This window comes from Streptomyces sp. NRRL S-350 (assembly GCF_000719705.1).
Classification (GTDB): domain Bacteria; phylum Actinomycetota; class Actinomycetes; order Streptomycetales; family Streptomycetaceae; genus Kitasatospora.
In genome coordinates this window covers 39,135-62,227 of record NZ_JOHO01000004.1, presented here as the reverse complement: position 1 = coordinate 62,227, position 23,093 = coordinate 39,135, and the positions used below count along the sequence as shown (strand labels likewise).

Genomic DNA, 23,093 nt, shown 5'->3' with positions numbered 1-23,093 from the left:
TCAGCCCGCGGCGACGACGCCCGCCTCGCCCATCGTGCCGATCCGCCCGAGCAGGTCCACGATCCGGCCCTGGACGTCCTCGCCGGTCGAGCGCTCGGCCAGGAACAGGACCGTCTCGCCGGTGCGCAGCCGGGGCAGTTCGCGCGGGTCGAGGTCCACCGAGGTGTAGACCACCAGCGGGGTGCGGTGCAGCCGGTCGTTGGCGCGCAGCCAGTCCAGCAGGCCGACCCGGCGGCGGCGGATCTGCAGCAGGTCCATCACCACCAGGTTGGGCTGCACGCTGCTGGCCCGGGCCACGGCGTCGTTCTCGTCCACGGCGTGCTCGACGTGCATGCCGCGCCGCTCCAGGCTGCTGATCATGGCGGCGGCGATGTCCGGGTCGCTCTCGACCAGCAGCACGCGCGGGGCGTGGTGCTCGCCGTCGCGCGGCGCGAGGGCGCGCAGCAGGACGGCCGGGTCGGCGCCGTACGCGGCGTCCCGGGTGGCCTGGCCCAGGCCGGCGGTGACCAGCACCGGGATGCGGCGGTTGAGCGCCGCGGTGCGCAGCGACTGCAGCGCGGTGCGGGTGATCGGGCCGGTCAGCGGGTCGACGAAGAGGGCGGCGGGGAAGCCGGGGACCTGCGCGTCGACCTCCTCGCGCGAGCTGACGATCACCGGGTGGTAGCCGCGGGACAGGAGGGCCTGTTTGGTGGCCGGGTCGGGCTCCGGCCAGACCAGCAGCCGACGGGTGTTGGCCAGTTCGCCGCCGGTGGCCGACGGCTGCTCGGCGAAGGGCTGCCCGGCGGCGGGCCGCTCCCCGGCGGCCGGGAGCTCGGCCCTGGGGCGCGGCGCCGTCCGGGCCTCGGCCGGGGCGGGCGGCTGCGGCGCGACGGGGGGCACCGGTGGGGCGCCGAGCGGGCGCGGCGGGGCGAGCTCACCCAGGCCGGTGCCGACCGGGCGCGGCCCCGACGGCTCCTCGCCGGCGGGCAGCGCGGCCCGCGCGGGCGTCAGCGCGGTGCCGGGCTCGCCCGCGTCCGGCCCGGGCTGTCCGGGCTGGCCGGCCGGACCGGGGGTGCTCGCCGAGGCGTCCGGTCCGGGGCCCGGCGGGACGGCCAGCCGCCGGCGGCGCCCGGTGGGCGGGGCGGCCGGTTCGGCGGGCGGCACGGGCGCGGGGCCGGTCGGCAGGGCGTGCTCCAGGCCGGGATACACCGGGGCGTCGGGCACTCCGGGCAGCGCGAAGCCGCCGTAGGAGTCCTCGGCGGTGGGCAGGGCGCGACGCCGACGCGGCTTGGACTCGCCCACGCCCTCCTCCGGTGCGGCCCCGGCGGTCGGGGTGCCGCCCGCCGGGGTGCCGTCGGCGCCCGGGGCGCCCGGAGCGGAGGGCGCCGGGCCGAGCGCGAGCGGTTCGCGCCCGCCGGTCCGGTTCTGCTGCGCCCGCTCGTCCTCGACGGGCACGGCGTAGGCGGGCCCGGAACGGCCGTCGTCCTTCCCCCACGGGTCGCTCTGGACGCCGTCCGGACCGGCCAGCCCCTGACGGCCGTACGCGGGGTCGTGGCCGGTGCCGTTCCACTGCTCGGGGACGGCCCGCTCGACCCGGGCGGGGGCGTTCGGCCACTGGTCGGCCGGGGCGTCGGGTGCGTCGGGCGCGGTGGGCGCGGGAGTCTCGGTGGCCGGCCGGCCTCGGCGGCCGCGCCGCTCGGCAGCGGCGGCGGGCGGCTCCTCGGCGGGCGCCCGGCCCTCGGCCGGGGCCTCCCGGACCGGCTGCCCGGCGGTGGGGGCGGCCTCGGCGGGCTCGCCGCTGCTGGGCAGTTGCGGGATGCCCGGCAGCTCGGGCAGGACGGCGCTGTCGCTCTCCTTGGGCCGGTCGGAGCGCCCCTCGGCGGACGCGCGCTCGGCGGCGGCCTTCGCGGCGGCCGGGTCCAGCGGCAGCTCGACGACGTACGTGGTGCCGGCCTTGCCGGGCAGCTCGTGCGGCTGGAGCACGCCACCGTGGCGCTCGACCACCGCGCGGGCTATCGGCAGGTGGACGGGGCTGCCGCCGACGCCGGGGCCGCGGATCTCGACCCGGGCGACCTCGCCGCGCTGGGCGGCGGCCAGGACGACGGTCGGCGGCTCGGGGGCGGGCGGCACCGCGGGCGCGGCGCCGACGGTCAGACCGGGGACGGGCAGTCCGGGGACGGCCAGGCCGGGGGAGGGGGCGGTGGGGGCGTCCAGCGCCAGTCCGATGCCGCTGACGTCGGCGACCAGGTGGGCCAGCGCCTGGGCGAGCCGCCGTTCGTCGGCGATCACCTCGACGGCGGCGGCGTGCACCGAGAACCGCACCCGGCCCGGGCCGACCAGCTCGCCGGCCTCCTCGACGGCCCGGCGGACCACGTCGTCCAGCGCGACCGGCACCCGCGGTGCGGCCTTCCGGCGGCCCTTGCCGTCCGTGCCGTCCTTGCCGTCCTTGGCGTCCGCGCCCTCCTTGCCGTCCCGGACCTCGGCCCCGGCGCCCTCGCCGGCCTCAGAGCGCTGATGGTCGAGGACGCCGTCGATCAGCTTCCCGAAGCGGCGGCACTCGGCGGCGAGCCGGCGCAGCGTCCAGTTGGCCTCCGGCCACAACTGCCCGGCAGGGTCGGCGGCGAGCGCGTCCAGCCGCTGGTTCAGCGCGTCCAGGGCGCCGCCCAGTTCGCTCTCCAGCACGGCGGTGAGGTGCTCGTTGCGGGCGATCAGGGCGAGTTCGCGGCTGCGGTCGGTGAAGGTCATCACCGCGCCGACCAGCTGGTCGCCGTCCCGGACCGGGGCAGTGGTGAGGTCGACGGTGACCGGCCGGCCGTCCTTGCGCCACAGCACGGTGCCGCGCACCCGGTGCTTGCGCCCGGAGGTCAGGGTGTCCAGCAGCGCGGACTCCTCCAGCGCCAGCGGGGTGCCGTCGGCCCGGGAGTGCTGGATCAGCGGGTGCAGCTCGCGCCCGCCGAGCTCGCTCGCCCGGTACTCCAGGATGTGCGCGGCGGCCGGGTTGACCAGCACGCAGCGGCCTTCGAGGTCGACCCCGAGCACGCCCTCGGCGGCGGCCCGCAGGATCATCTCGGTCTGCTTGTGCTGGCGCCGCAGCTCGGCCTCGACACCGAGCCGGCCGGAGAGGTCGCGGACCAGCAGCAGGAGCAGGTCGGAGGAGGACGGCGAGCGGGAGCCCTCGCGGTACGGGTCGTACGGGACGAGCGGTGAGAGCGCGTAGCCGCGGCCTTCGCCGCCGCCGTCGTCGGCGAAGTCGTTGCCGGAGACCTCGACCGGGAAGGTGGTGCCGTCGGTGCGGTGGGCGGTCATCCGGACCGGACGTTCGAGGGCGTCCCCGTCCCTGGTGGCCGGGCGCATCGAGCCGGGGATCCGGCTGGGGTCGAACTCGGGGAGCAGGCCCAGGACGCCCATGCCGACCAGTGAGGTGCCCGGCGCCTGCAGGGCCTGGACCGCGGCGCTGTTGGCGTCCACGACGGTCCCGTTGCTGTTCACCAGCAGCAATGCGTCGGGCAGGGCGTCGAGTATGGCGGCGAGGCGAGCAGCGCCTCGGATCGGCCTGCTGCTCACGTCGACAGGTCTCCTCGGCTCGGGGCAGCTCCTCCGGAGACGGCAGTATCTCATTCTTCTTTGCGGCGGGGACGACCCGCCTAGTAACGTGGGCGGTGGTTGGTGCCGAGCCCCGCGGTTGTGGCATCATCACTGACACACGGAACGGGTCCGCTCGCGCGGGCATGGTCCTTGTGGGGAGGCTTCGCCTAGTCCGGTCTATGGCGCCGCACTGCTAATGCGGTTTGGGTCTTAAAGCCCATCGAGGGTTCAAATCCCTCAGCCTCCGCCAACCGGGAGCCCCCGCCGACGAGACCGTCGGCGGGGGCTCTTCGCGTTCCCGGGCGTGCCCCGGAGTTCCCGGCGGCCGGACGGGCCAGGCCGGGGCACCCTCGGGAGCGCCGCCGGAGGGCGCCCCGGGCGGCCCCGCGACGGCCCCCGGGAAACCGATTTCGCCCCACGTCGCAGGTCATGTAATGTTGTCCCCGCAACGCCCCGCTGGCACGTTCGGCAGGGCGAGCGCTCATAGCTCAACGGATAGAGCACTTGACTACGGATCAAGAGGTTGCAGGTTCGAATCCTGCTGAGCGCACCAACCACCGCAAGATCGGGTCCGCCCGTTCCTTGCGCTCATAGCTCAACGGATAGAGCACTTGACTACGGATCAAGAGGTTGCAGGTTCGAATCCTGCTGAGCGCACCATCGAGAAGCCCCCGGCCACCGGCCGGGGGCTTCTCGCGTTCCCGGCTCCGTGACCACCTCAGGAGCGTGACCACCTCCGGAGCCGCCGCAGGCCGTGGTGGTCGGGGTCGTTCGAACAGGACGCCCCGATGGATGGTCAGGCACCGGGCGCCGGGGTCTTCCGGATCGGCCGGGAATTCCCGTTCCCGCGTCCATCCGGTGGGGTCCGTCACCGCCCGACTGATGGAATGCGGTCCATTCGGATACCTCCCGTCCTGCCGCCCGAATGACTGCCAAACGGGTGGGGTGCGGTCGAAACCGCAGGTGTCGCCGTACGGCCGACCCGGGATCGTGATTCCTTTTTGTCGGATCTTGTGCCCGGACTGCCCGCCGCCCCGGCAGCCGACCGCGAAGGAGCGCCGGATGAGCCGACAGTTTCCCCGTACTGCTGCCGCCCTGGCCGTCCTCACGGCCGGGCTGCTGACCGGTTGGAACGCCCCGCTCTCGGTGGCCCAGCAGTCCCCGGACTCCTGGTCGGCGGAGCACCGGGCGGTGCTGCCCTCCGGGCTTTCCGTCCGGTTCGATTTCGACGCCTCTCCCGGAACGGCGGTCGCCGCCGAATCGGGCGAACTGGCCGACCGATCGGGAGGAGGGCGGTCCGCGGCCCTCTATGCGGACGGAATGCACCCCGGAGACCCGGCACAGACCTTCGCCCTCACCCCCGACCATCCGCAGACGGACGGTTCGTGGCGCACCGCCGGGACGCTCCGGCTGACTTTCTCCCGGCCGGTCCGCAATCCCCGGCTGCACCTCAGTGGCCTGGCCGCGGTCGCCACCGGGAAATCCGGCACCACCAGCACCGCGGCCCGGCTCACCCTCACCGGCGGCTCGCCCGCCGCCCCCACCCTCGTCAACCGCACCGACTGGCCCGGCTGGACGGTCGACGGCAACACCCTGGCCCCCGTGGGCCCGGACGGCGCCTCCGACGGCGCGCCGGGCTCCGCCGCCGAGGGCTCCCTGGAACTCGCCGGAACCTTCCGCACCGCGGTGTTCCGGGTCGAACAGCGCTCCACCGCCCGGGCCGGCAGCACCACCGCCCCGCCCGTCCTGCGCCAGGCCTACACCGTCAGCGTCGACGAGGCCCTCGGCACCGCGCCGCAGGCCTACGGCAACGCCTCCCACGTGGTCTCCGACCTCTTCCTCGGTGCCGACGCCGCCGGCCCCTCGCGGCGGACCCCCCACGGCACCGCCGCGACCGCGAACGACGGGCCGCTGGTCCGGCTCGACCACGGCGCCTCGCTGCGCAGCCCCTTCGCCGGCCCGCCGCCGCCCAGACTCCAGCCCGGCCGCAGCGAGTACCACGGCGCCGACCCGTCGATCAGCTACCCCACCGACGCCGCGATCGGCCGCTACTACCGGCTCACCGTCCCGGTCGCGGTCGGCGACCAGCCCGCCACCCTGGCCGGCTGGATCGACTTCGCCCACACCGGCCGCTTCGACGCCGCGGGACGCGTGCAGACCGAGGTCCAGCCCGGCGCCGACACCGCGACCCTGGAGTGGACCGTCCCCTCCGGCGCCGCCTCGGGCGAGACCTGGGCCCGGCTGCGGATCGGCCGCGACACCAGCCAACTCGTCTCCTCCGGCGGCTTCGCCGACTCCGGGCAGGTCTCCGACCAGCGGATCAAGCTGGCCGTCGGCGCCGCCCGGCCGGAGATCGCCGAGCCGGTCGACGGCACCGTCCTCGCCGACGCCCGCCCCGAGATCAGCGGCGAGGGCGCGGTGGCCGGCGCCACGGTGGAGATCCGGGAGGGCGACACCGCGCTCTGCAAGGCCAAGGTCGCGGGCGGCGGCGCCTGGTCCTGCCGACCCGCCGCCCCGCTCCCGGCCGGCCCGCACAGCCTCACCCCCGTGGAAACCACCAGCGGAGGCGTCGTGCTGCGCGGCGAGGCGGTCAAGGTCACCGTGAAGACCGCACCCCCGGCCGCCCCCACGCTCACTCTGCCCGCGTACACCAACGACCCCGGTCTGCAACTCACCGGCACCGGCGACGCGGGCAGCACCGTCTCGGTCACCGACCGGGCCGTCGTGAGCGAACTGTGCAGCACGGCGGTGCGGGCGGACGGCCGGTGGTCCTGCCTCCCCGTCGAGAACCTGACGGACGGAAACCACCTGCTCACCCCGGTCGCCGTCGACGCGGCGGGCAACCGCACAGCCGGGCAGACGGTGACCCTGGTGGTCGACACCACCCCGCCGGACCGGCCGGTGCTCACCGCACCGGCTGCGGGGGAGACCCTGCGGGTCAACCGGCCCAAGCTCGCCGGCCGGGCGGAGCCGGGCACGAACGTCCTGGTCACCGTACGGGCGGACGCGGGATCCGGCTCCGACTCGGGGCGGCGGACGGTGCTGTGCGGGGCGACGACGGCGCTCGACGGCAGCTGGACCTGCACCGCCAACCGGGACCTGACGGACGGGGAGCAGTCGCTGATCGTCACGGCCACGGACCTGGCGGGGAACGGGACTTCGGCGGAGCCGGTGACGGTGCGGGTCGCCGCTGGGGCGGCGGTGCCGAGCGCTGGGGTGACGGCTTCGCCCTCGCCGTCGCCGTCGCCGTCGCCGTCGCCGTCGCCGTCGCCGTCGGCTTCGCCCTCACCCTCGCCGTCGGTTTCGGTTTCGACTTCGCCGAGTCCGGCCGGCGGGGCTGTGCCCGAGGTGCCGGCTCCCTCAGGGGTGCTGCCGATCGTCGTCCCGCCGGTGGCCGTTCCGCCGGTGAAGGCTTCGGCCGCGCCGAGTGCGGGGGCTCCTGCCACGGCTTCGGGCTCGCCGAGTCGGCCGGCTGCCGTTCCGTCGGTGTCCGCCGTCCCATCTGTTCCCGCCGTCCCCTCTGTTCCCTCCGTCCCCTCCGTTCCCTCCGTCCCCTCCGTTCCCTCCGCTCCTTCTCCGTCCGTCGTTCCGACGGTCGCGATCGCTGCGACGCCCTCTCCGGCACCGACACCGGGCGGCACCCCGTCCCGGGCGGTCGCCGTCGCCGTCAGGGGTGAGCCTTCGTCGACCGGGAGCGCCGATCCGGCCGAGGGTGCGGTCCGGCCGCTGGCCGCGCCGCCGGCGGAGCCTGTGCGTTCCGAGCAGGCCGGCTGGCGCGGGGGGCTCGCAGGCGTCCTGCTGGTGCTCGCCGGGACCGGGCTGATCACCCGCCGGGTGTTCAGTCGCGGGACCGGTACTCGACGGCGCTGACCAGCGCCGATTTCTTCGACCGTCCGTTCATGTGCCTGCGCGTCAGATCGACTTCGGACGATACATCAGTAAATGTCGACACACTCGACTCAAATGTCGCATTTGATGATGTATGAACTTAGCCTGATCTTGGCACTGCCCGTCAGATCCGGGCCGCCCGTTGCGCGACACACCGACCCTGAGGATCCGTGCATGGACGTCACCCGCGATTCTTCGCAGCGACCCGACCACCAGCCCAAGACGCTCCCCCCGGCCATGCCGGAACGTTCCTCCTACGGCTCAAGCCCGCTGGCCAGGGCCTCGGCGTTGAGGACGGTCAAGGCCGGCACGCCCTCCCCGCCGGTCGGACCGGCCGACAGCGCACCGGCTGACGGTGGACCGGCGACCATCCCGCTGGCCGTCGTCCCCGGTCCGTCGCCCGCCGGCCCGGTGGACCCGCGCGACCCGCTGGAGACGGCCGTCCCGGGGAGCGTCGACCTGCCGGACGACGCCGGCCAGGTCGGCGCCCCGGCGGCCGCCACCTCCCGGCGCCCGCCGCGCGCCGACCAGGCGTTGCGCGAGCACCGGGCCACCGCACTGCCGGGCTGGATCGCCCTGCTGGCGGTGCTGCTCGGCCTGGGCGGGGTGCTGGTCGCCCTGCTGCGCGCCGGCGTCATCCCGCACTGGGACGCGCTGCCCGACCTGCGCGACGCCGTCGCGCGGGCGAACGGACGGGCGGAGGCGGACGCCCGCACGATCGCCGAGGTCAGCGCGGCCGGCCTGGTGGCGGTGTTCGCGCTCGCCGGGCTGCTGGCCAACGCGGGCGGCGAGACCCGGGTGCTGACCCGCTGGGGCCGCTACCGGGGCACCGTCCGCCGGACCGGCCTGGTCTGGGTCAACCCGCTGCTGCGCCGCCGCCGGGTGGACGTACGGCTGCGGCACTGGCGCAGCGAGCCCGCCAGGGTGGTCGACCGCACCGGCACGCCGATCGTGGTCCGGCTGCTGATCGTCTGGCGGGTCAAGGACACCGCGCGGGCGCTGCTGGCGATCGAGGACCACGAGGTCTACCTGCGCGAACAGGTCCAGGCGGTGCTCACCCGCACCGCGTCCATGCTGCCCTGCGACAGCAACGCGGCCCCCGGCCCGGCGCTGCGCGACGGACAGTGGTTCGCCGACGAGCTGACCAGGGCGCTGGCCGCCGAGGCCGCCCCGGCGGGCCTGGAGGTCTACTCGGTGCAGCCGATGGCGCTGGACTACGCGCCGGAGGTCGCCGAGTCGATGCGCCGCCGCCGGCTGGCGGACCTGGACGCGGGCCTGCGGACCGTGCTGGTGGACGACGCGGTGGAGGCGGCGGCGCTCGCCGTCCGCCGCCTGGAGCGGGCGACCGCGCACGAACTGGACGAGGCCGCCCGGAGTGCTCTGATGGAGCAGTTGCTGGTCGCCTTCGTCGCCCCGGCCGGAGTGGCCGCCTCGGTACCGCCCCCGGCCGCGCGTGCCGGGCGGAAGGAAGGACGACTCGCATGAGGATAGCCACCGGCGCGTACGCCGAACCCGGGGCCGGGCCCGATGGGGATCCCGGCCTGATCGCCTTCGAGGAGCGCCTGGGCGGCATCCCCGCGATCGCGGGCTGCGGCTGCCCGAACTGCGCGGCCCGGCCGCGCACCGCCCGTTCCGCGGCGGCCGGCGGCAGCCGAATACACCGCGCCGTACGGAGCACCTGCCTGGCCACCTCCGTGCTGGCGGGTGCCGGTGTCGTCGGCCTGACGGCCGGGGGCGGATCCGCGCACGCGGCGGCGGGGAAACAGGGGTGGGACGGGTCGAGGTACTGGTTCGAGAACGGTGCCGGGCAGTGGCGGTGGACCAGCCACTCTGACGTCTACGCGAGCCGCACCGGCCAGTCCGGCACCGCCGCCAGGCCTTCCGGTGCCGGCGCCGCGGCCGTCTCCAACGGCTCGGCCTCCTCCGGGCCGCGCCAGGGCTGGGACGGGTCGAGGTACTGGTTCGAGAACGGTGCCGGGCAGTGGCGGTGGACCAGCCACTCTGACGTCTACGCGAGCCGCACCGGCCGGTCCGCGCAATCCGGCGGCGTCGGTGGTCCAGGTGGTCCCGGGGGTTCCGAGGGGGCCGGTGGGTCCGGTGGCAAGCAGTCCGCGGACCGGGCACCGGCCGCAGACAGCACGGAGACGGCCGTCGACTTCGCGCTCGCCCAGCTGGGCAAGCCGTACGTCTGGGGCGGCAACGGCCCGTCCGGCTACGACTGCTCGGGCCTCGTGCAGCAGGCCTACCGCCGCAGCGGGATCGACCTGCCGCGCGTGGCCGACGACCAGTACGCGGCCACCACGCCCATCAGCGCGGGGCAGCTGCGCCGCGGTGACCTGGTGTTCTGGTCCGACAGCGGCCGGGCCTCCGGGATCCACCACGTGGGGATGTACCTGGGCGGCGGCACGTTCGTGGAGGCTCCCCGGCCCGGTCGGACCGTCCGGGTCTCCACCCTCGACGCGAACCACTACCCGACCCACTTCGGTCGGCCGTAGCGCCGCGACCGCACCGGGCCCTGACCGCGCACGCCGTGGTCAGGGCCCGAACCGCGTTTCAGGGCAGCTGCGGTGCGGCGCAGCCGTGGCGCTCGGCCGACCGGGTGGCGAAGGTGCGCAGGGCGGACCCCTGGGCGGCCGGGTCGGGCGTGGCGGTGCGCTTGCCGTCGTCGACGGTGTCCACCGTGTAGAGCGCGGTGCCGCCGCCGGGGCAGGAGGCGGTGGCCCAGAGCAGGCCGTCCCGGCTGCCGGACGCGCCGGCGACCGGGTAGTGCGCCACCTTGGGAAGGGCGTCCGCGAACGGCGGGTAGTACGCCCCCAGGCGGAATCGCGGGCTGTCGCCGGCGTCGTACAGGAAGCAGTCCTCGACGGGGGCGTTCGGGTCGGCCGCCGTCTCGCCGGTCGTCCCGTCGAGCCCGCTGCAGGTGCCGGCGGCCTGCCCGGCCGGAACCTTCCGGTACCGGGTGTCCGCCGGGACGTCGGTGATGTCCGGCCCCGAGGGGGCCGTGCAGCCCCACACCCGGGCGGCCCCGTCGGCGGTGCGCGCCGCGATGCGGGCGAACCTGGCCCGCTGGGCGGCGTCGTCGAGGCCGCCCGTGCGCGGGAGGCCCTTGACGGTGACGAGGAGCTCCTTGCCGCCCTGGCCGGGGCAGTCCAGGGGGAGGACGGCGACCGCGCCGTCGTCCTCCTGGAGGTCCAGGACGCCGCGGCGGCCGTAACCCAGGGGCGCGGCCATGGTGGTGGCGAGGTCGGCGCGATCGCGGCGGAGCGCGGCCAGCGCCTGCGCCGAGCCCTGCTGACCCCAACCGGTCTTGACGGAGAGGAACCCACCGGTGTGCTCCGGGTTGACGACGGAACAGGCCGCCGGTCCGTCCGGCGAGACGGCGTCCTCGCCGCGCATCCGGTCCACGCCGAGGAACTCCTTGACCTCGGCGGTGTCCAGGCTGCCGTGGCAGAGGCCGGCCAGGCTGCGGCCGTCCTGCCAGCGGTCGTACCCGCCGCCCAGGTAGAACACGGCGCCGGCGGCGAGGGGCAGCCCGAGGGCGGCGGCGACCGGGAGCCGCCACCGCCGACGTGCCCCGCGCGGCTGCGTGGGCTCGGGGGTCACTTGTTCTCGCCTCCACGGCCGAGTGCGGTGGCCGCATCGGTGCGGCCGGTGTTGTAGATCGTCCGCATCTGCTGCTCGTCCCAGTCGACGGAAGGGGCGTCCGGGTTGAGGCCGTTGCGCTGCTGCTGCCACTTCTCGACCATGGCGCTGATCCCCTCGTGTCCGCTGCGGCCGTCGGAGCCGGTGAGCGTGTTCCCCTCGATCCGGCCGGCCGCGGTCGCGTTGATCTCCTCGGTGGCGTTCAGCTGCCACCCCATGATCCCGTCGCCGAGCAGGCTCTGCGCCATCGCGCCCACCCCGGGGACGGGGACGAGCTTCAGCGGGGTGCCGATGCCCTGGTACAGGCCCTTGGCCTTCCAGGCCGCGACCATGGTGTCGTCGTCGCGCTGGTCGAGGATGGCGTCCGCCTGGACGGCGTCGTAGACGCCGAGGGCGACGGAGGAGTTGGCCATCACGCCCTTCCACTCCTTCTCGCCCGCGTTCGCCGGGAGTTCGGCGAGCTGCTGGGCGACGTGCACCATCTCGGCCTGCTGGACGACGTGGTGGGACTCCGGGTCGTCGGCGATGCCGCGCAGGACCCGGATCAGGGCGCCCTTGTCGGTGGCCATCCTGGTCTCCCCGGTGACCGGGTCGACCCAGACGCCGCTGGCGTCCCTGCCCGCGTGGTCCTTGGCGGCACGGTTGGTGCCGGAGAGGATGTCGTGGGTGTCGGAGGAGTAGTCGGCCAGGGCGTTGGCGATCGGGCGCTGCATGCCGGCCGGGAGCTTCTCGTGGCCGATGCCGCCGTCCAGCAGGTTGACGGTGTCGCGCATGACCCGGGCCTGGGCCTCGGAGTGGTGCCTGACGGTGTCCTCCTGGCCCGGCCGGTCGCCGGTGGCGGCGGCCTCGACGGCCAGGCCGAGCGCGTGGTGGCCCTGGACGTGCTTGCCGTCGGGGCCCATCTCCTTGGGCCAGCGGCGGTCCTCCAGCAGGTACTTGAGGGTGTCGTCGTGCCGGGGGTCGCCCGGGTCGAGGAAGCGGGTGGAGGCCTGCGGATTGTGGCTGAGCGACTCCAGGAAGCCGGCCACCGCGTCGCCGCCGCGGCCCTCGCCGAGGTGGTCCCAGCTGGGCTGGGTCGAGTCCGGCGCCCAGATGAGCTGGGGGTCGGTCTTGGCGTTGCGCTCGTACGCGAGCAGGCTCTTGCCGTAGCTGTCGAGGAATTCGGTGTCGTACTCGCCGGAGCGCATCAGGCTGCTCATCAGCTGGTAGCCCAGCGGCGTCGGACCGCCGCCCGGGCGGTTCATCACCTGGGGACCGAGTTTGACCATCTCGCTCTCCCAGTCCTGCATGGGCTTGGAGTGGCTCTGGGTCGCGGTGCCCAGGGTCGCGCCCAGTGAGGCCTGGAGCTTCTTCACGGCCTCGTTGCGTTCCTTGCTGTACGCACCGAACTTCGCCGGGTCGTTGACGTCGCGCCAGAACTCCAGGGTGCCCTTGGGCCCGAGCGTGGTGGCGAACTGCTCGGCGAAGGCCGGGTCGTTCTTGCGCCTCTCCAGCAGGGCGTTGAGCCTGGTCAGCTCCTCGACCGAGAGGTCGCCGCCCTTGCCGGCCAGGGCGAGCGCGTCGGTGAGGTCCTTGCGGGCCTCGGTGGCCTCCTGGAGGGTGTGGTAGCCGTTCGGGTTGAACGCGTTGTCGTTCGCGCCGTTCGGGTCGGCGCGCAGCGCCCAGGCGGCGGCCTGGTCCGCGTCGGCGGCCTGCTGGAGCACCGCCTCCAGGCTGTGGACGAGGTCCTCCACCGCGCGCTTGCGCTGGGGCAGGAAGACCGTCTGGTAGTCCGGGTCGGCCTGGGCCGCCTTGTCGTGGAGCAGCGGGTGGACGTCGGTGACCGTCCCGGTGGCGTCGACCTGGAGGTGGTTGGCGGGGCCGTCCTCGTCGGCGATCTTCCTGAGCCGGTTCTGGGCGTCGGCGAACTGCTGGGCGGCGTCCGCCAGCAGGCCGCTGACGTCGGCGGACTCCTTCCCGGCGGCGTCGATCTGTTCGGCGGCCTTCTGGATCAGCGAGCGGGCCTCGGTGGCGGCTTCGCCCTCCCAGCCGGCGGCCAGCTTGCCGGCGACCTCGTTGGTCAGCCTCTCCTTGAGGCCGGTGTAGCGGGACTGGAGGGTCTTCCACTCCTCGGCCGCCGCGTGCAGCGGTTCGATCTTGGCGTTCCGGACGGTTTCGTAGCTCAGCATGGTGGTGGATCCCTCAGTTCCCGCCGGACACGTTCTGCTTGTTGGCGTTCTCGGTCGCCGTGTACTGGTCGGCGGTGTGGCGCAGTCGCTTGGCGATGTCGAAGAGCGTGTTCCCGAGGGTGGCCACCTGGTCGTCCCAGCGGATGGAGCGGTTGCGCAGCTCCGGGCCGGTGAGCCAACTGGTCAGCGAGCCGTACGCGTTGGTGGTCTTCTCCTGGGCGGTGTCGTCGACGGTGCGGAAGTTGCCCTGGATCTCGTCGACGGTGCCGGCCCGGGCCTTCAGGTCCGCCGGGGTGACGGTCACCTTCCCGCTGCCGCTCGTTCCGCTGCCGCCCGCGGAGTTGAGCCGCAGGCTCGCGTACCGCTTCCGGTCCTCGTCGTCGAAGAGACCGTTCCAAGCAGGATTGTCGGCCAAAGCGTCCCCCTCATCAGCGTCGTGGTCGATGGAAGTCTTGATCAGTGCTTGACGGTTCATTGACCATGACTTGCCCGTGCCGACGATAGTTCCCGGACCGGCGATGCCACCGGAACGCCGCAGGCCGCGAACGTCGCAGGCCGCGAACGCCGCCCGGTGCGGGGCGGGTTCGCGGCCTGCGGGAGGAGCGGCCTGGGGGAGGGACGGGGTCCTGCCGCGCCGGGCGACCTCAGGCGGAGGCGGCGTCCAGCAGGGCCGTCTGGGCGGGCGTGAGGCGGAGGTCGACGGCGGCCAGCAGCGGCGGGAGCTGGTCGACGGTGCGGGCGCTGGCGATCGGGGCGGCCACGGTCGGACGGGCGGTGAGCCAGGCCAGGGCGACGGTGGCGAGTTCGACGCCGTGCTCCTCGGCGACGGCGTCGAGGGCCTCCAGGACCTTGGGGCCGCGCGGGTCGTCCAGGTACCGGGCGGCGCCCTCGGCGCGGGCGCTGTCCACCCCGGGGCCGCCGAGGCGGTACTTGCCGGTGAGGAAGCCGGAGGCGAGCGCGTAGTAGGGGACGGTGGCCAGGCCGTGCTCGGCGACCACGTCGGCGAGCGGGCCCTCGAAGGTGTGGCGCGAGACCAGGTTGTAGTGCGGCTGGACGGCGACGTACTTCGCCAGGCCCTCGCGCTCGGCGAAGGCCAGCGCCTCGGACAGCCGCTCGCCGCTGATGTTGGAGGCGGCGACCGCGCGGACCTTGCCCTCGCGGACCAGCTCGTCCAGCGCGGTGACGAACTCCTCGACCGGCGTGTCGTCGTCCCGGTGGGTGTAGTACAGGTCGATCCGCTCGACGCCCAGGCGGCGCAGCGACGCCTCGGCCGCGGACTTGATGTTGGCGGCGCCCAGGCCGCCGGCGTCGGGGTGCATGCCGACCTTGGTGGCGATCACGATGTCGTCGCGGTTGCCGCGACTGCGCAGCCACCGGCCGAGGACGGTCTCGGACTCGCCGCCGGTGTTGCCCGGCGCCCAGGCCGAGTAGACGTCGGCGGTGTCGACGAAGTTTCCGCCGGCGGCGGCGTAGGCGTCCAGGACGGCGAACGACTGCTGCTCGTCGGCCGTCCAGCCGAAGACGTTGCCGCCGAGGGAGAGCGGGAATACGGACAGGTCGGAGGTGCCGAGACTCACCCGGCTGTGGTTTCCGGTCATGATCGGGGCCAACCCGTTCCCGCGGCGGGCATTCCGGGTGCCGCGCGGTGTTCACGAGCCGGTCGTACCGCCGTCGCACGACGGGGTGGTGTGCCGGCCGGGACGGGGGTCCGGGCTGTGCCTGAGGTGGGCCGATTCGTTAGAGTCCGTGCCATGGCTGACAACGACTACGACCCCGCCGGCAGCACTCAGATGTTCCGGGCGTTCGTCGACGAGACCCCGGCACGCCAGGAGCCGGGCAACGTTTCCACCTACGGCCGCAGCAGCGGCGGCGGCAACCGCACCGGCCTGGTCGCGGTGATCGCCGTCGTCGTGCTGGCCGTGCTGGGCGCCGTCATCTGGCTGGCGGTCAAGTGACCCTCGCGCGGGTGGCCCTCCTCCGGGTCACCCGCGCGGCGGGGGACGGGTATCTCAGCAGGGCTTGCGCCAGGCGTTCAGGTCGAGCTTCTTCTGCATCGAACTGAAGCCAAGCGTTTTGGTCTTGGTACAGAACTGGCCCGGGTCCAGCTTGTACTCGACGTGGAAGACCGCCTTGCCCGCCTTGACGAAGGGCGCGACGCGGTCGCACTCGTCGTACTGCGCGCACTGCTCGTTGACCGCGAAGTCGAAGTCCGGCAGCAGCGCGGGGATCTGGTCCAGGTCGTTCTTCAGACCGATGGCCAGACCGCGTCCGTGCGCGAGCTGGGCCAGCATCCGGTTGTACCTGAGCTGGTCGTCGGCGGTCAGCGGGAAGCCGCTGTTCTGGTTGTAGGCCTCGATGGTGTCCGGCTCGACGGCGTCGAAGCCCTTGCTCCTGCACATGTCGAAGCGGGCGGCCATCAGCGGCTTCAGCTGGTCGAGCTTGCGGATGTCGAACCACTTCTCGCCCTTCCAGCCGGTGTCCGACCCCTGCAGCGACTTGGTGAAGGCCGCGGAGTCGGGGCGGAAGTCCTCCCAGGAGCCGGCGTTGACGTAGCAGATCACCTTGCGGCCCTTGGCGTGCAGCGCGGCGACGACCGAGGCGTCGTTCTCGAAGCCGTCGATGTCGTAGACCGGGACGTCCACGGACTGGTCCACGGCGCCGCCGCCGAGCTGCCACTGCCAGGCCAGGCCCGGGGCGGGCTGCCAGCGGGCGCCGGCGGCCGGCGGGGCGGTGGTGCCGGGCGGGGTGGTGCCCGGGGCCGTGGTGCCGCTCGGCGTGCCGGGGACCCCGCCGGTGGCGGTGGCGCCGGGCGGGTCGGGCGTGGCCGGGGTGCTGCCGTCGGGGGTGCCCGGCGCCGTGGTGCCGGGCGTGCTCGGGGCGGCGGCCGTGGGCGGGGTGCTCGGGGAGCCGTCGGCCGAGTCGTCGTCCTCCGAGCCGGAACTGCTGCACGACGTGGCCAGCAGGGCGGTGGCGGTGGCGAGGGCTAGAGCGGTCGGCAGTAGCCTGGTGCGGCGGTTCACGGTAGTCGAACTCCGGATCGGGTCAGGTGAGTTCAGCGGCGGTCAAGCCGTACGGCAGGGTGCGCCAGGGGTTCTCGCCGGCGCCTGGGACGGCGCAGCCCACGCCGGCCCGGCGGGCGCCGATCAACGCGGTGGCGTCCCGGGCGTGCTCGGCCGGGACGTCGTAGACGAGGTGGCAGAAGCGGGATGCGGCGTGCCGGCCGGTCCACAGCGGTTGCGTCATCGCGCGGTAGGTGTCCCAGTCGCCCTCGAAGGTGACCAACAGGTCGGCCAGGCCGACTTCGGCGTAGGCCGGGTCGGGGTGCTCGCCGTGACCGAAGATCACGATGCCGCAGCCCGCCGCGCGGGCCGCCGTGGCCAGCCGCCGGTAGTGCGCCAAAGCCCCCGGGTGGGTGGCCACCTGGTCGAAGTACACGCCGGTGATGCCGTGCCGCTGACGGTACGTCAGGATGTCGGCGACCACGGCCGCGTGCGGCCTGCGGCCGTAGTCGGTGTCCGCGTAGCCGACCAACGGCAGTCCGGCCGCGCGCAGTTCGTCGGCGGCCTCGGCGAAGACGCCGTCCGGGACCTCGCCCGGACCGTCCGCGAGGTTGAGCACGACGGCGGCGATCCGGTCGGGGTCGGCGGCGGCGACCGCCTGCCAGGCCGCCGGGTCCACCGCGGGGTGGACGTACAGCGGCACCAGCAGGCGGCCGTCGGGGTGTCCGGCGGTCATGCGACCACCGGGGTCGGCGTGGGCTCGGTGGTGCTGAGCCACAGGTCGCGCAGGGTGTCGGCGAGGTCCGTCTCCGGGTGCCAGCCGAGCTCCCGGGCGGCGGCCGAGACGTCGGCCTGCTGCCAGGAGACGGCGGCCGAGCGCTCGGAGCCCGCCCCGCTCTCGTCGATCCGGCCGGTGAAGCCGGCCGCGGCGATCAGCCCGTCGGCGATCGCCCGGACCTGCCGGGCCCGTCCGGAGGCGAGGTTGAGCACCCGGGGGAGCGGCCGGTCGGCCGCGACGGCCAGGCCGACCGCCCGGGCGATGTCCCGGGCGTCGACGAAGTCGCGGTAGGCGGAGAGGTCCCCGACCGTCACGACGCCGTCGGCGCCCTCGGGCGCCACCCGGCGCAGCTCGGCGGCCAGCCGGCCGGGCAGCGAGCCCGCCGGGGCGCCGGGGCCGACCGGGTTGAACACCCGCAGCACCACCGCGTCCAGCGGCGAGCCGGCCACCGCGAGGGAGCCGGCCAGCTTGGTCGCGCCGTACACGCCGACCGGGCGGGCGTCGGCGTCCTCGGACAGCGAGCCGCCCGCTTCGCAGACGCCGTACTCGCCGGCCGACCCGATGTGCACCAGGCGGGCCTTCGGGGCGCCGAGCTGCAGCGCCTCGCAGAGCACCGCCGGGCCGCGGGCGTTCACCTCGGCGAGCTTGACCGCGCTGCCGGCCACCGCGCCGGCGAAGTTGACGACCGCGTCGGGGGCCAGCGCGGCCAGTTCCTCACCGAGCGGGTCGGCCTGGGAGGTGGCCAGGTCCAGCCGCAGGTCGTGGGCGGGCCGCCGGCCCGCGGTCAGCACGGTGGCACCGGGCAGTGACCGCAGGACGGCGGTGGCGTGACGGCCCAGGAAGCCGTCGCCGCCGAGGAGCAGGATTCTCACGCGGCCCGTCCGTCGCTCTCGGCGCCCGCGGTGACGGGCTCGTCGGCCGTGTCGTCCGGGGCGGTGCGGGCGGCCGGGATCGGCAGCTCGGCGACGTCCGACGCGATGCCCGCCGACTCGAAGGGCATCAGGACCGGGCGGATCGTCGAGAACTCGGCGTTGGCCCGGTCGTAGTCGTCGGGGCGGCCGATGTCGAGCCAGTAGCCGTCGAACTCGTACGAGGCCGGCGGAGTCTTGGCGGCCAGCAGGTCGAGCACCAGCTCGTCGAAGCCCAGCGGCAGGCCGGGGGTGTACTTGGCGAGCGCCGAGCGCGAGACGCCGTACACGCCCATCGAGACGCGGTAGTCGATGGTGGGCTTCTCCTGGAAGCCGGTGATGGTGCCCGACTCGGTGGTCAGCACGCCGAAGTCGATCTTGACCTGGCGGGCGTACGTGGCGATGGTGAGCGGGGCGGCGGACGACTCGTGGTGCCTGAGCACCCCGGCGAAGTCCAGGTCGGTCAGGATGTCGCCGTTCATCACCAGGAAGTGCTCGGGCAGGCGGTCCTGCATGGTGAGCAACGGGCCCATGGTGCCGAGCGGGCTGTCCTCGACGGCGTAGCCGACCCGCAGGCCCCACTGGGAGCCGTTGCCGACGTAGGCGCGGATGATGTGGCCGAGGTGGCCGATGGCCAGGGTGACGGTCTGGAAGCCCGCGGCGGCGAGCTGGCGCATCACGATCTCCAGGATCGCGTGCTGGTCGCCGATCGGAACGAGCGGCTTGGGAAGCGCGGTGGTGTAAGGGCGCAGGCGGACGCCCTTGCCGCCGGCCAGGATCACTGCATGCATGGTGTTTCCCCCACGGAAAGGATGTGCAGGACGCGAACCTTGGTTGCCAGGACGAGCATGGTCGCCGAGCGTCAGACGTTGTAGATGTCGGTCTTGTAGCGGGCCAGGTTCGCCGGGTCGCGGAAGAACTCGATGGTCTGCTCCAGGCCCTGCTCCAGGCTGAACCGGGGGGCCCAGCCGGTGGCCTCGCGCAGTCGGGTCGCGTCCGCGACCAGGCGCATGACCTCGGAGTTGGTCGGACGGATGCGCTGCTCGTCCTCCTTCACCACCAGGTCGACCCCCATCAGCTTGCCGACCAGGGTGACCAGGTCGCCGACCGAGATCTCGCCGCCGGTACCGGCGTTGAAGGTGCGGCCGACCACCGTCTCGGCGGCCGCGGTGCCCACCGTGCGGAAGGCGTTGGCGGTGTCCTTGACGAACGTGAAGTCCCGGGTCGGGCGCAGGTCGCCGAGGGTGATCTCGGTCTGGCCGGCCGCGACCTGGGCGATCACGGTCGGGATGACGGCGCGCATCGACTGGCGCGGGCCGAAGGTGTTGAACGGGCGCAGGGTGACGACCGGCGTCTCGAAGCTGGCGTGGTAGCTGTCGGCCAGCCGGTCCCCGCCGGCCTTGGAGGCGGCGTACGGGGACTGGGTGTTGATCGGGTGGTCCTCTGTGATCGGCACGGTCTGCGCGGTGCCGTAGGTCTCGCTGGTCGAGGTGTGCACCATGCGCGGGATCTCGAGGTGGCGCACCGCCTCCAGCACGTTCAGGGTGCCGGTGACGTTGGTGTCGACGTACGAGTGCGGGGCCCGGTAGGAGTACGGGATCGCGATCAGGGCGGCCAGGTGGTAGACCGCCTCGGTGCCCTTGACCAGGCCGTTGACCGAGCCCGGGTCGCGGACGTCGCCGAGGACGATCTCGACCGAGTCCAGCACCTCCTCGGACAGGGTCTCCAGCCAGCCGAAGGAGGAGAAGGAGTTGTACTGGACCATCGCCCGGACGTGGTGCCCGTCGGCGACCAGGGTTTCGACGAGGTGGGAGCCGATGAAGCCCTCGGCTCCGGTGACCGCGACGCTGCTCATGCGGGGTTCGCTTTCTTGATCTGCCGGGGCGGCCGGACGCTGTGTGGTGGGCGGCCGCCGGCGGCCTGGTTGGTGTCTCGGGTGGGGCGGGTACGGCGGTGCACGCGAATCGGGCGTGCGGGTGTCCGACGTGGGGCGGACGTGGTGCGGTGGTGCGGTGGTTCGTGGTGCGGTGGTTCGTGGTGCGGAAGTGGTTCAGCGGTGCTGGGTGGTGCGGCCGAGCGCGTGCCCGGCGATGGCGGTGAGGAGGACGGCGGCCGTCCCGCAGCCGATCAGCTGCAGGACGATCGGATCCGCACCGGTCAGCAGCCCGGCGCTCTCGGCACCCGCAGCAGCCAGACAGATGAGGGCGGTGCTCCAGCTGAACCCGAAGGCGTTCAGCAGCAGCGCCAGCCAGAGCGAGCCGCCGAGGAGCAGCATCGCGCCGAGCTGCGGCACGCCGAGCGAGGGGGCGCCCGGCCACAGCACGGTCGCGGCGGCGTCCAGCGCGGCCACGGTGGTGAGGTAGATGAACAGGCAGCCGAGCAGGATCCCGCCGGTGCGGCGGGTGAACTGCCCGGTGGTGTGGCTGCTGCGCAGTGCGGCCACCGCCATCGCCCGGTAGCGGAAGAGCAGCCATTCGGCGAGGCCGAGGCTGAGCGTCAGCGCGATCATGGCTGGGCCGGTCGGGGTCGTCCTCACCTCGGGCACCCTGTGGTGCGGCAGGGCCGCGGCCGCGGCGTGCGCGGTGTGCGAGGCGGCCTGCACGGCCTGGTGAATGGTCTCGCCGAGGCCCGCGATCAGCGTGAGCGCGCCGCAGGCCAGGCCGAACAGCAGGTGGGGGAGCTCCTGGCGGAGCGGCAGTCCCATCGCCACGGGCTCGCGTTCGCCCCCGCGGACGCAGACCACCAGCTCCCGGACGGCCAGGCCGACCGCCAGCAGCAGCGAGGCGCCCAGTACGACCGTACGGACCACCTGCGGGACGTCCACCGCCAGCACCACGCCCGCGCCGACCGAGGCCGGGGCCAGGGCCAGCAGCAGGAACTTCTCCCGCCCGAGCACCAGCAGCACGGTGGCCGCGCCCAGGTAGCAGGACTGCCCGGCGGCGAAGCACAGCGCCCCGAGCGGCCCGCCCACCACGTACGCGCAGGCCGCCGCGACCAGCGCGCCGAGCGGTGCGCCGACGGCCAGGCAGACCGCGGCCTCCCGGCGGCGCAGCCGGCCCAGCCAGCGGTACGCGCGGTGCGCCAGTGCCTGGTTGAAGCCCCAGCTGACCAGCGTGGCGACCGACAGCGCGAGCATGCCCGAGGGCAGGCCGAAGCGCATCCGGGCGGTCGCGAACAGGTTGGCGCCGAGCAGGTAGCCGAGCCCGGGCAGGGCGAACACGAGGCCGCGCACGACGCAGCGCCAGGGGTCGGCCCGCCAGGGGTTGGCGAACTCCGAGCTGGGGCCGGGGTAGCGGCGCTCGACCTTCTCGAACAGTTCCTCGGCCACGGTGAACGCGTCGGGGCGGCCGTACAGCAGGGCGGCCTGCTCGTCCGAGAGGCCGTCCGACTCCAGGATGGCCGCGATCTCGTACGGGTGGACGGCGTCGGCGCAGATCTCGCGCAGGCGCTCGGCGAGTTCGTCCAGCGGGTCGGCGGACAGGCCGAGCTGCTCCTCGGGGGCGGGCTCGGGCTCCGGCGGGGCGGGACGGCGGAGCTTGAGCGGCAGCGTGCGCAGCTGCACCGTCCGCTCGGAGCCGTCCTCGTCCGGAACGAGCCGCAGGGGCCCGCTCATGCGCCCACCTCGCTCGGCTGGGGGCGGACGACGGTCAGCGGCTGGCCCCAGTCGGGGCTGGGGGCCTGGTCGGTGACGGCGACCACGCCGTCGGGCATCCAGCGGGCGGTGCCCAGGAGTTCGGTGTAGATGCCGCGGAATCCGTCGATGTTCTGGCGGAGCGTGAACTGCTCGATCACCCGCAGCCGGGCTTGCTCGCCGAGCCGGGCGCGTCGTTCGGCGTCGCGCAGCAGCTCGATCGCGGCGGCCGCCATCGGCTCGGGTTCGCGCGGCGGGACGACCAGGCCGGTGTCGCCGACGGCCTCGCGGACGCCGCCGACGTCGGTCGAGACGGTCGCGCGGCCGCAGGACATCGCCTCGATCAGGGTGAACGGGAAGCCCTCGCTGATGCTGGAGAGCATGACCACGTTGCCCGCCGCGTACGCGTCGGTGATGTCGGCGACGCGGCCCTCGAAGGCCACCGAGTCGGCTATGCCGAGTTCGGCGGCCAGGGCTATGCAGCCGTCCCGGTACGCCTCGCCGCCCTTGGGGGTGCCGCCGAAGAGCCGCAGCCGCGCCTCGGGGATCTCGCGCCGGACGATGGCGAACGCCCGGATCAGCGTTTCCAGGTCCTTGATCGGGTCGACGCGGCCGGCCCAGCTGAGGGTCGGCGTCTCGGGTTCGGGGCCGGCCGGCGGGAAGGCCGCCGGGTCCACCCCGTTGTAGACGGTGCGGATGTGCGCGGAGGGAGTGCCGCCGCGCTCCTCCCAGCGCCGGTTGTACCGGTTGCCGGGGGTGACCAGCGCGGCCTGACGGTAGCTCTCCTCGGCGAGCATCCGGTAGAAGCCGAGCAGCAGCGCCTTGACCGGCCAGCGGTACGGGCCGGTGCGGTAGCCGAGGTAGCGCTCGCGCAGGTAGATGCCGTGCTCGGTGAGCAGAAACGGTACGCCGTACTGCTGGGCGGCGATCAGCCCCGGCAGGGTGGCGAGGCCGCCGCTGGCCGCGTGGGCGACGCCGTCCTTGGGCGGCTCGACCGAGAGCGGCCGCAGGGCGTGCTCCAGCAGGTCGGTGGCGTTCAGGGCGTCGTGCAGGGTGGGCCGGGAGACGGCGGTGGGCAGGTAGTCGCGGGTCCACACGTGCTGGAGGGTCCGCAGCGCGCGCTCGCTGCGCAGCGCGGGGCTGAGCAGCCCGCGCCGGGCGAGGTCGGCGAACCCGTACAGCTCGGTGCCGAAGTGCGTCGTGTAGACCGGGTCGAGGATGGAGTGCAGGAAGCGCTCGTACGCGTTGAGGAAGCGCCGCATCTCCTTGCCGCGGGGCGCCCTGGCCTCGGAGGCCGGGCCCCACAGCGGGGCGGTCGTGACCGACCGTACGTTGGCGGGCAGCTCCCAGGCCAGTGCTTCGTGGCCGGTACCGGTGACGGCGATGACGTCGAAGTCGACGTCGGGCATGCCTTGAACGAGCTGGTCGCACCAGACACTCACGCCGCCGTGCTGGTGCGGATACGTCCCCTCGGTGAGCAGGGTGACGCGCATCTCCTGTCCCCCCTCCTGTTCT

15 protein-coding genes, 3 tRNA genes and 1 pseudogene are annotated in these 23,093 nt (G+C 74.2%); 7 read left to right on the top strand and 12 right to left on the bottom strand.

All coding sequences use genetic code 11. The features are described 5' to 3' along the window. Window positions 1-3,543: a PAS domain-containing protein gene (locus IF30_RS0105670; RefSeq protein ID WP_030232805.1), complete on the bottom strand. Its 3,543-nt coding sequence runs from the start codon at window positions 3,541-3,543 to the stop codon at window positions 1-3. A gap of 177 nt (window positions 3,544-3,720) precedes the next feature. On the opposite strand from IF30_RS0105670, the gene IF30_RS0105665 reads away from it, so the two are divergent. The 6 genes from IF30_RS0105665 (at window position 3,721) to IF30_RS43235 (ending at window position 9,947) form a co-directional block, all read left to right on the top strand. Then, window positions 3,721-3,814: transfer RNA gene (locus IF30_RS0105665), tRNA-Ser, on the top strand. Between the two features lie 227 nt (window positions 3,815-4,041). Next, window positions 4,042-4,117 (top strand) — tRNA-Arg (locus IF30_RS0105660). 31 nt (window positions 4,118-4,148) lie between these two features. Continuing rightward, window positions 4,149-4,224 (top strand) — tRNA-Arg (locus tag IF30_RS0105655). 402 nt (window positions 4,225-4,626) lie between these two features. After that, window positions 4,627-7,434, top strand: coding sequence for an Ig-like domain-containing protein (locus tag IF30_RS0105650; protein WP_030232802.1), 2,808 nt, complete (start codon window positions 4,627-4,629; stop codon window positions 7,432-7,434). 192 nt (window positions 7,435-7,626) lie between these two features. After that, complete coding sequence (locus IF30_RS41000; RefSeq protein ID WP_051709301.1) at window positions 7,627-8,937, top strand: SPFH domain-containing protein; 1,311 nt, start codon at window positions 7,627-7,629, stop codon at window positions 8,935-8,937. Further along, window positions 8,934-9,947: a C40 family peptidase gene (locus IF30_RS43235; protein ID WP_051709299.1), complete on the top strand. Its 1,014-nt coding sequence runs from the start codon at window positions 8,934-8,936 to the stop codon at window positions 9,945-9,947. The genes IF30_RS41000 and IF30_RS43235 overlap by 4 nt, the downstream gene beginning before the upstream one ends. A gap of 58 nt (window positions 9,948-10,005) precedes the next feature. Here the strand turns inward: IF30_RS43235 and IF30_RS0105635 are convergent, their stop codons facing one another. The 4 genes from IF30_RS0105635 to IF30_RS0105620 form a co-directional block, all read right to left on the bottom strand. Beyond that, the gene (locus tag IF30_RS0105635; protein ID WP_030232793.1) at window positions 10,006-11,055 is read right to left on the bottom strand and encodes a hypothetical protein; all 1,050 of its coding nucleotides are present in this window, start codon (window positions 11,053-11,055) and stop codon (window positions 10,006-10,008) included. Next, on the bottom strand, window positions 11,052-13,262 hold the full coding sequence (locus tag IF30_RS0105630) for a hypothetical protein (RefSeq protein WP_030232790.1): 2,211 nt from the start codon (window positions 13,260-13,262) through the stop codon (window positions 11,052-11,054). Before IF30_RS0105630 ends, IF30_RS0105635 begins: the two co-directional genes overlap by 4 nt. A gap of 13 nt (window positions 13,263-13,275) precedes the next feature. Next, a complete protein-coding gene (locus IF30_RS0105625; RefSeq protein ID WP_158834769.1) occupies window positions 13,276-13,737 on the bottom strand; it encodes a type VII secretion target in 462 nt (153 codons plus the stop codon). A gap of 169 nt (window positions 13,738-13,906) precedes the next feature. Then, window positions 13,907-14,860 carry an aldo/keto reductase gene (locus IF30_RS0105620; RefSeq protein WP_030232784.1) on the bottom strand — a complete coding sequence of 318 codons (954 nt, stop codon included), beginning with the start codon at window positions 14,858-14,860 and terminating at the stop codon, window positions 13,907-13,909. 153 nt (window positions 14,861-15,013) lie between these two features. Here IF30_RS0105620 and IF30_RS0105615 point away from each other — a divergent pair, with 153 nt between their 5' ends. Then, window positions 15,014-15,217: a hypothetical protein gene (locus IF30_RS0105615; RefSeq protein WP_030232780.1), complete on the top strand. Its 204-nt coding sequence runs from the start codon at window positions 15,014-15,016 to the stop codon at window positions 15,215-15,217. Between the two features lie 54 nt (window positions 15,218-15,271). On the opposite strand, the gene IF30_RS0105610 is transcribed toward IF30_RS0105615, so the two are convergent. From IF30_RS0105610 to pelF, 7 genes and pseudogenes are all read right to left on the bottom strand, one after another. Continuing rightward, the gene (locus IF30_RS0105610; RefSeq protein WP_078891149.1) at window positions 15,272-16,282 is read right to left on the bottom strand and encodes an endo alpha-1,4 polygalactosaminidase; all 1,011 of its coding nucleotides are present in this window, start codon (window positions 16,280-16,282) and stop codon (window positions 15,272-15,274) included. 22 nt (window positions 16,283-16,304) lie between these two features. Then, the gene (locus IF30_RS0105605; RefSeq protein ID WP_030232774.1) at window positions 16,305-16,997 is read right to left on the bottom strand and encodes a spherulation-specific family 4 protein; all 693 of its coding nucleotides are present in this window, start codon (window positions 16,995-16,997) and stop codon (window positions 16,305-16,307) included. Then, window positions 16,994-17,911 (bottom strand): NAD-dependent epimerase/dehydratase family protein, encoded by a 918-nt coding sequence (locus IF30_RS0105600; protein ID WP_030232770.1) that lies wholly within the window; start codon window positions 17,909-17,911, stop codon window positions 16,994-16,996. The genes IF30_RS0105605 and IF30_RS0105600 overlap by 4 nt, the downstream gene beginning before the upstream one ends. Window positions 17,912-18,036: 125 nt before the next feature. Beyond that, window positions 18,037-18,738 (bottom strand): annotated as a pseudogene (locus IF30_RS0105595) (nucleotidyltransferase family protein); the annotation flags it as partial. Window positions 18,739-18,809: 71 nt separating this feature from the next. Then, window positions 18,810-19,802: an SDR family NAD(P)-dependent oxidoreductase gene (locus IF30_RS0105590; RefSeq protein ID WP_030232766.1), complete on the bottom strand. Its 993-nt coding sequence runs from the start codon at window positions 19,800-19,802 to the stop codon at window positions 18,810-18,812. A 195-nt stretch (window positions 19,803-19,997) separates the two neighbouring features. Next, on the bottom strand, window positions 19,998-21,560 hold the full coding sequence (locus IF30_RS0105585; protein WP_051709295.1) for a hypothetical protein: 1,563 nt from the start codon (window positions 21,558-21,560) through the stop codon (window positions 19,998-20,000). Then, the gene (gene pelF, locus IF30_RS0105580; protein WP_078891147.1) at window positions 21,557-23,071 is read right to left on the bottom strand and encodes a GT4 family glycosyltransferase PelF; all 1,515 of its coding nucleotides are present in this window, start codon (window positions 23,069-23,071) and stop codon (window positions 21,557-21,559) included. The genes IF30_RS0105585 and pelF overlap by 4 nt, the downstream gene beginning before the upstream one ends. Window positions 23,072-23,093 lie beyond the last annotated feature (22 nt).

Coding starts and splice junctions, on each gene's coding strand:
- IF30_RS0105650 (WP_030232802.1), top strand. CDS start 4,627: ATGAGCCGACAGTTTCCCCGTACTGCTGCCGCCCTGGCCGTCCTCACG.
- IF30_RS41000 (WP_051709301.1), top strand. CDS start 7,627: ATGGACGTCACCCGCGATTCTTCGCAGCGACCCGACCACCAGCCCAAG.
- IF30_RS43235 (WP_051709299.1), top strand. CDS start 8,934: ATGAGGATAGCCACCGGCGCGTACGCCGAACCCGGGGCCGGGCCCGAT.
- IF30_RS0105630 (WP_030232790.1), bottom strand. CDS start 13,262: ATGCTGAGCTACGAAACCGTCCGGAACGCCAAGATCGAACCGCTGCAC.
- IF30_RS0105625 (WP_158834769.1), bottom strand. CDS start 13,737: ATGAACCGTCAAGCACTGATCAAGACTTCCATCGACCACGACGCTGAT.
- IF30_RS0105620 (WP_030232784.1), bottom strand. CDS start 14,860: ATGACCGGAAACCACAGCCGGGTGAGTCTCGGCACCTCCGACCTGTCC.
- IF30_RS0105615 (WP_030232780.1), top strand. CDS start 15,014: ATGGCTGACAACGACTACGACCCCGCCGGCAGCACTCAGATGTTCCGG.
- IF30_RS0105605 (WP_030232774.1), bottom strand. CDS start 16,997: ATGACCGCCGGACACCCCGACGGCCGCCTGCTGGTGCCGCTGTACGTC.
- IF30_RS0105590 (WP_030232766.1), bottom strand. CDS start 19,802: ATGAGCAGCGTCGCGGTCACCGGAGCCGAGGGCTTCATCGGCTCCCAC.
- IF30_RS0105585 (WP_051709295.1), bottom strand. CDS start 21,560: ATGAGCGGGCCCCTGCGGCTCGTTCCGGACGAGGACGGCTCCGAGCGG.
- pelF (WP_078891147.1), bottom strand. CDS start 23,071: ATGCGCGTCACCCTGCTCACCGAGGGGACGTATCCGCACCAGCACGGC.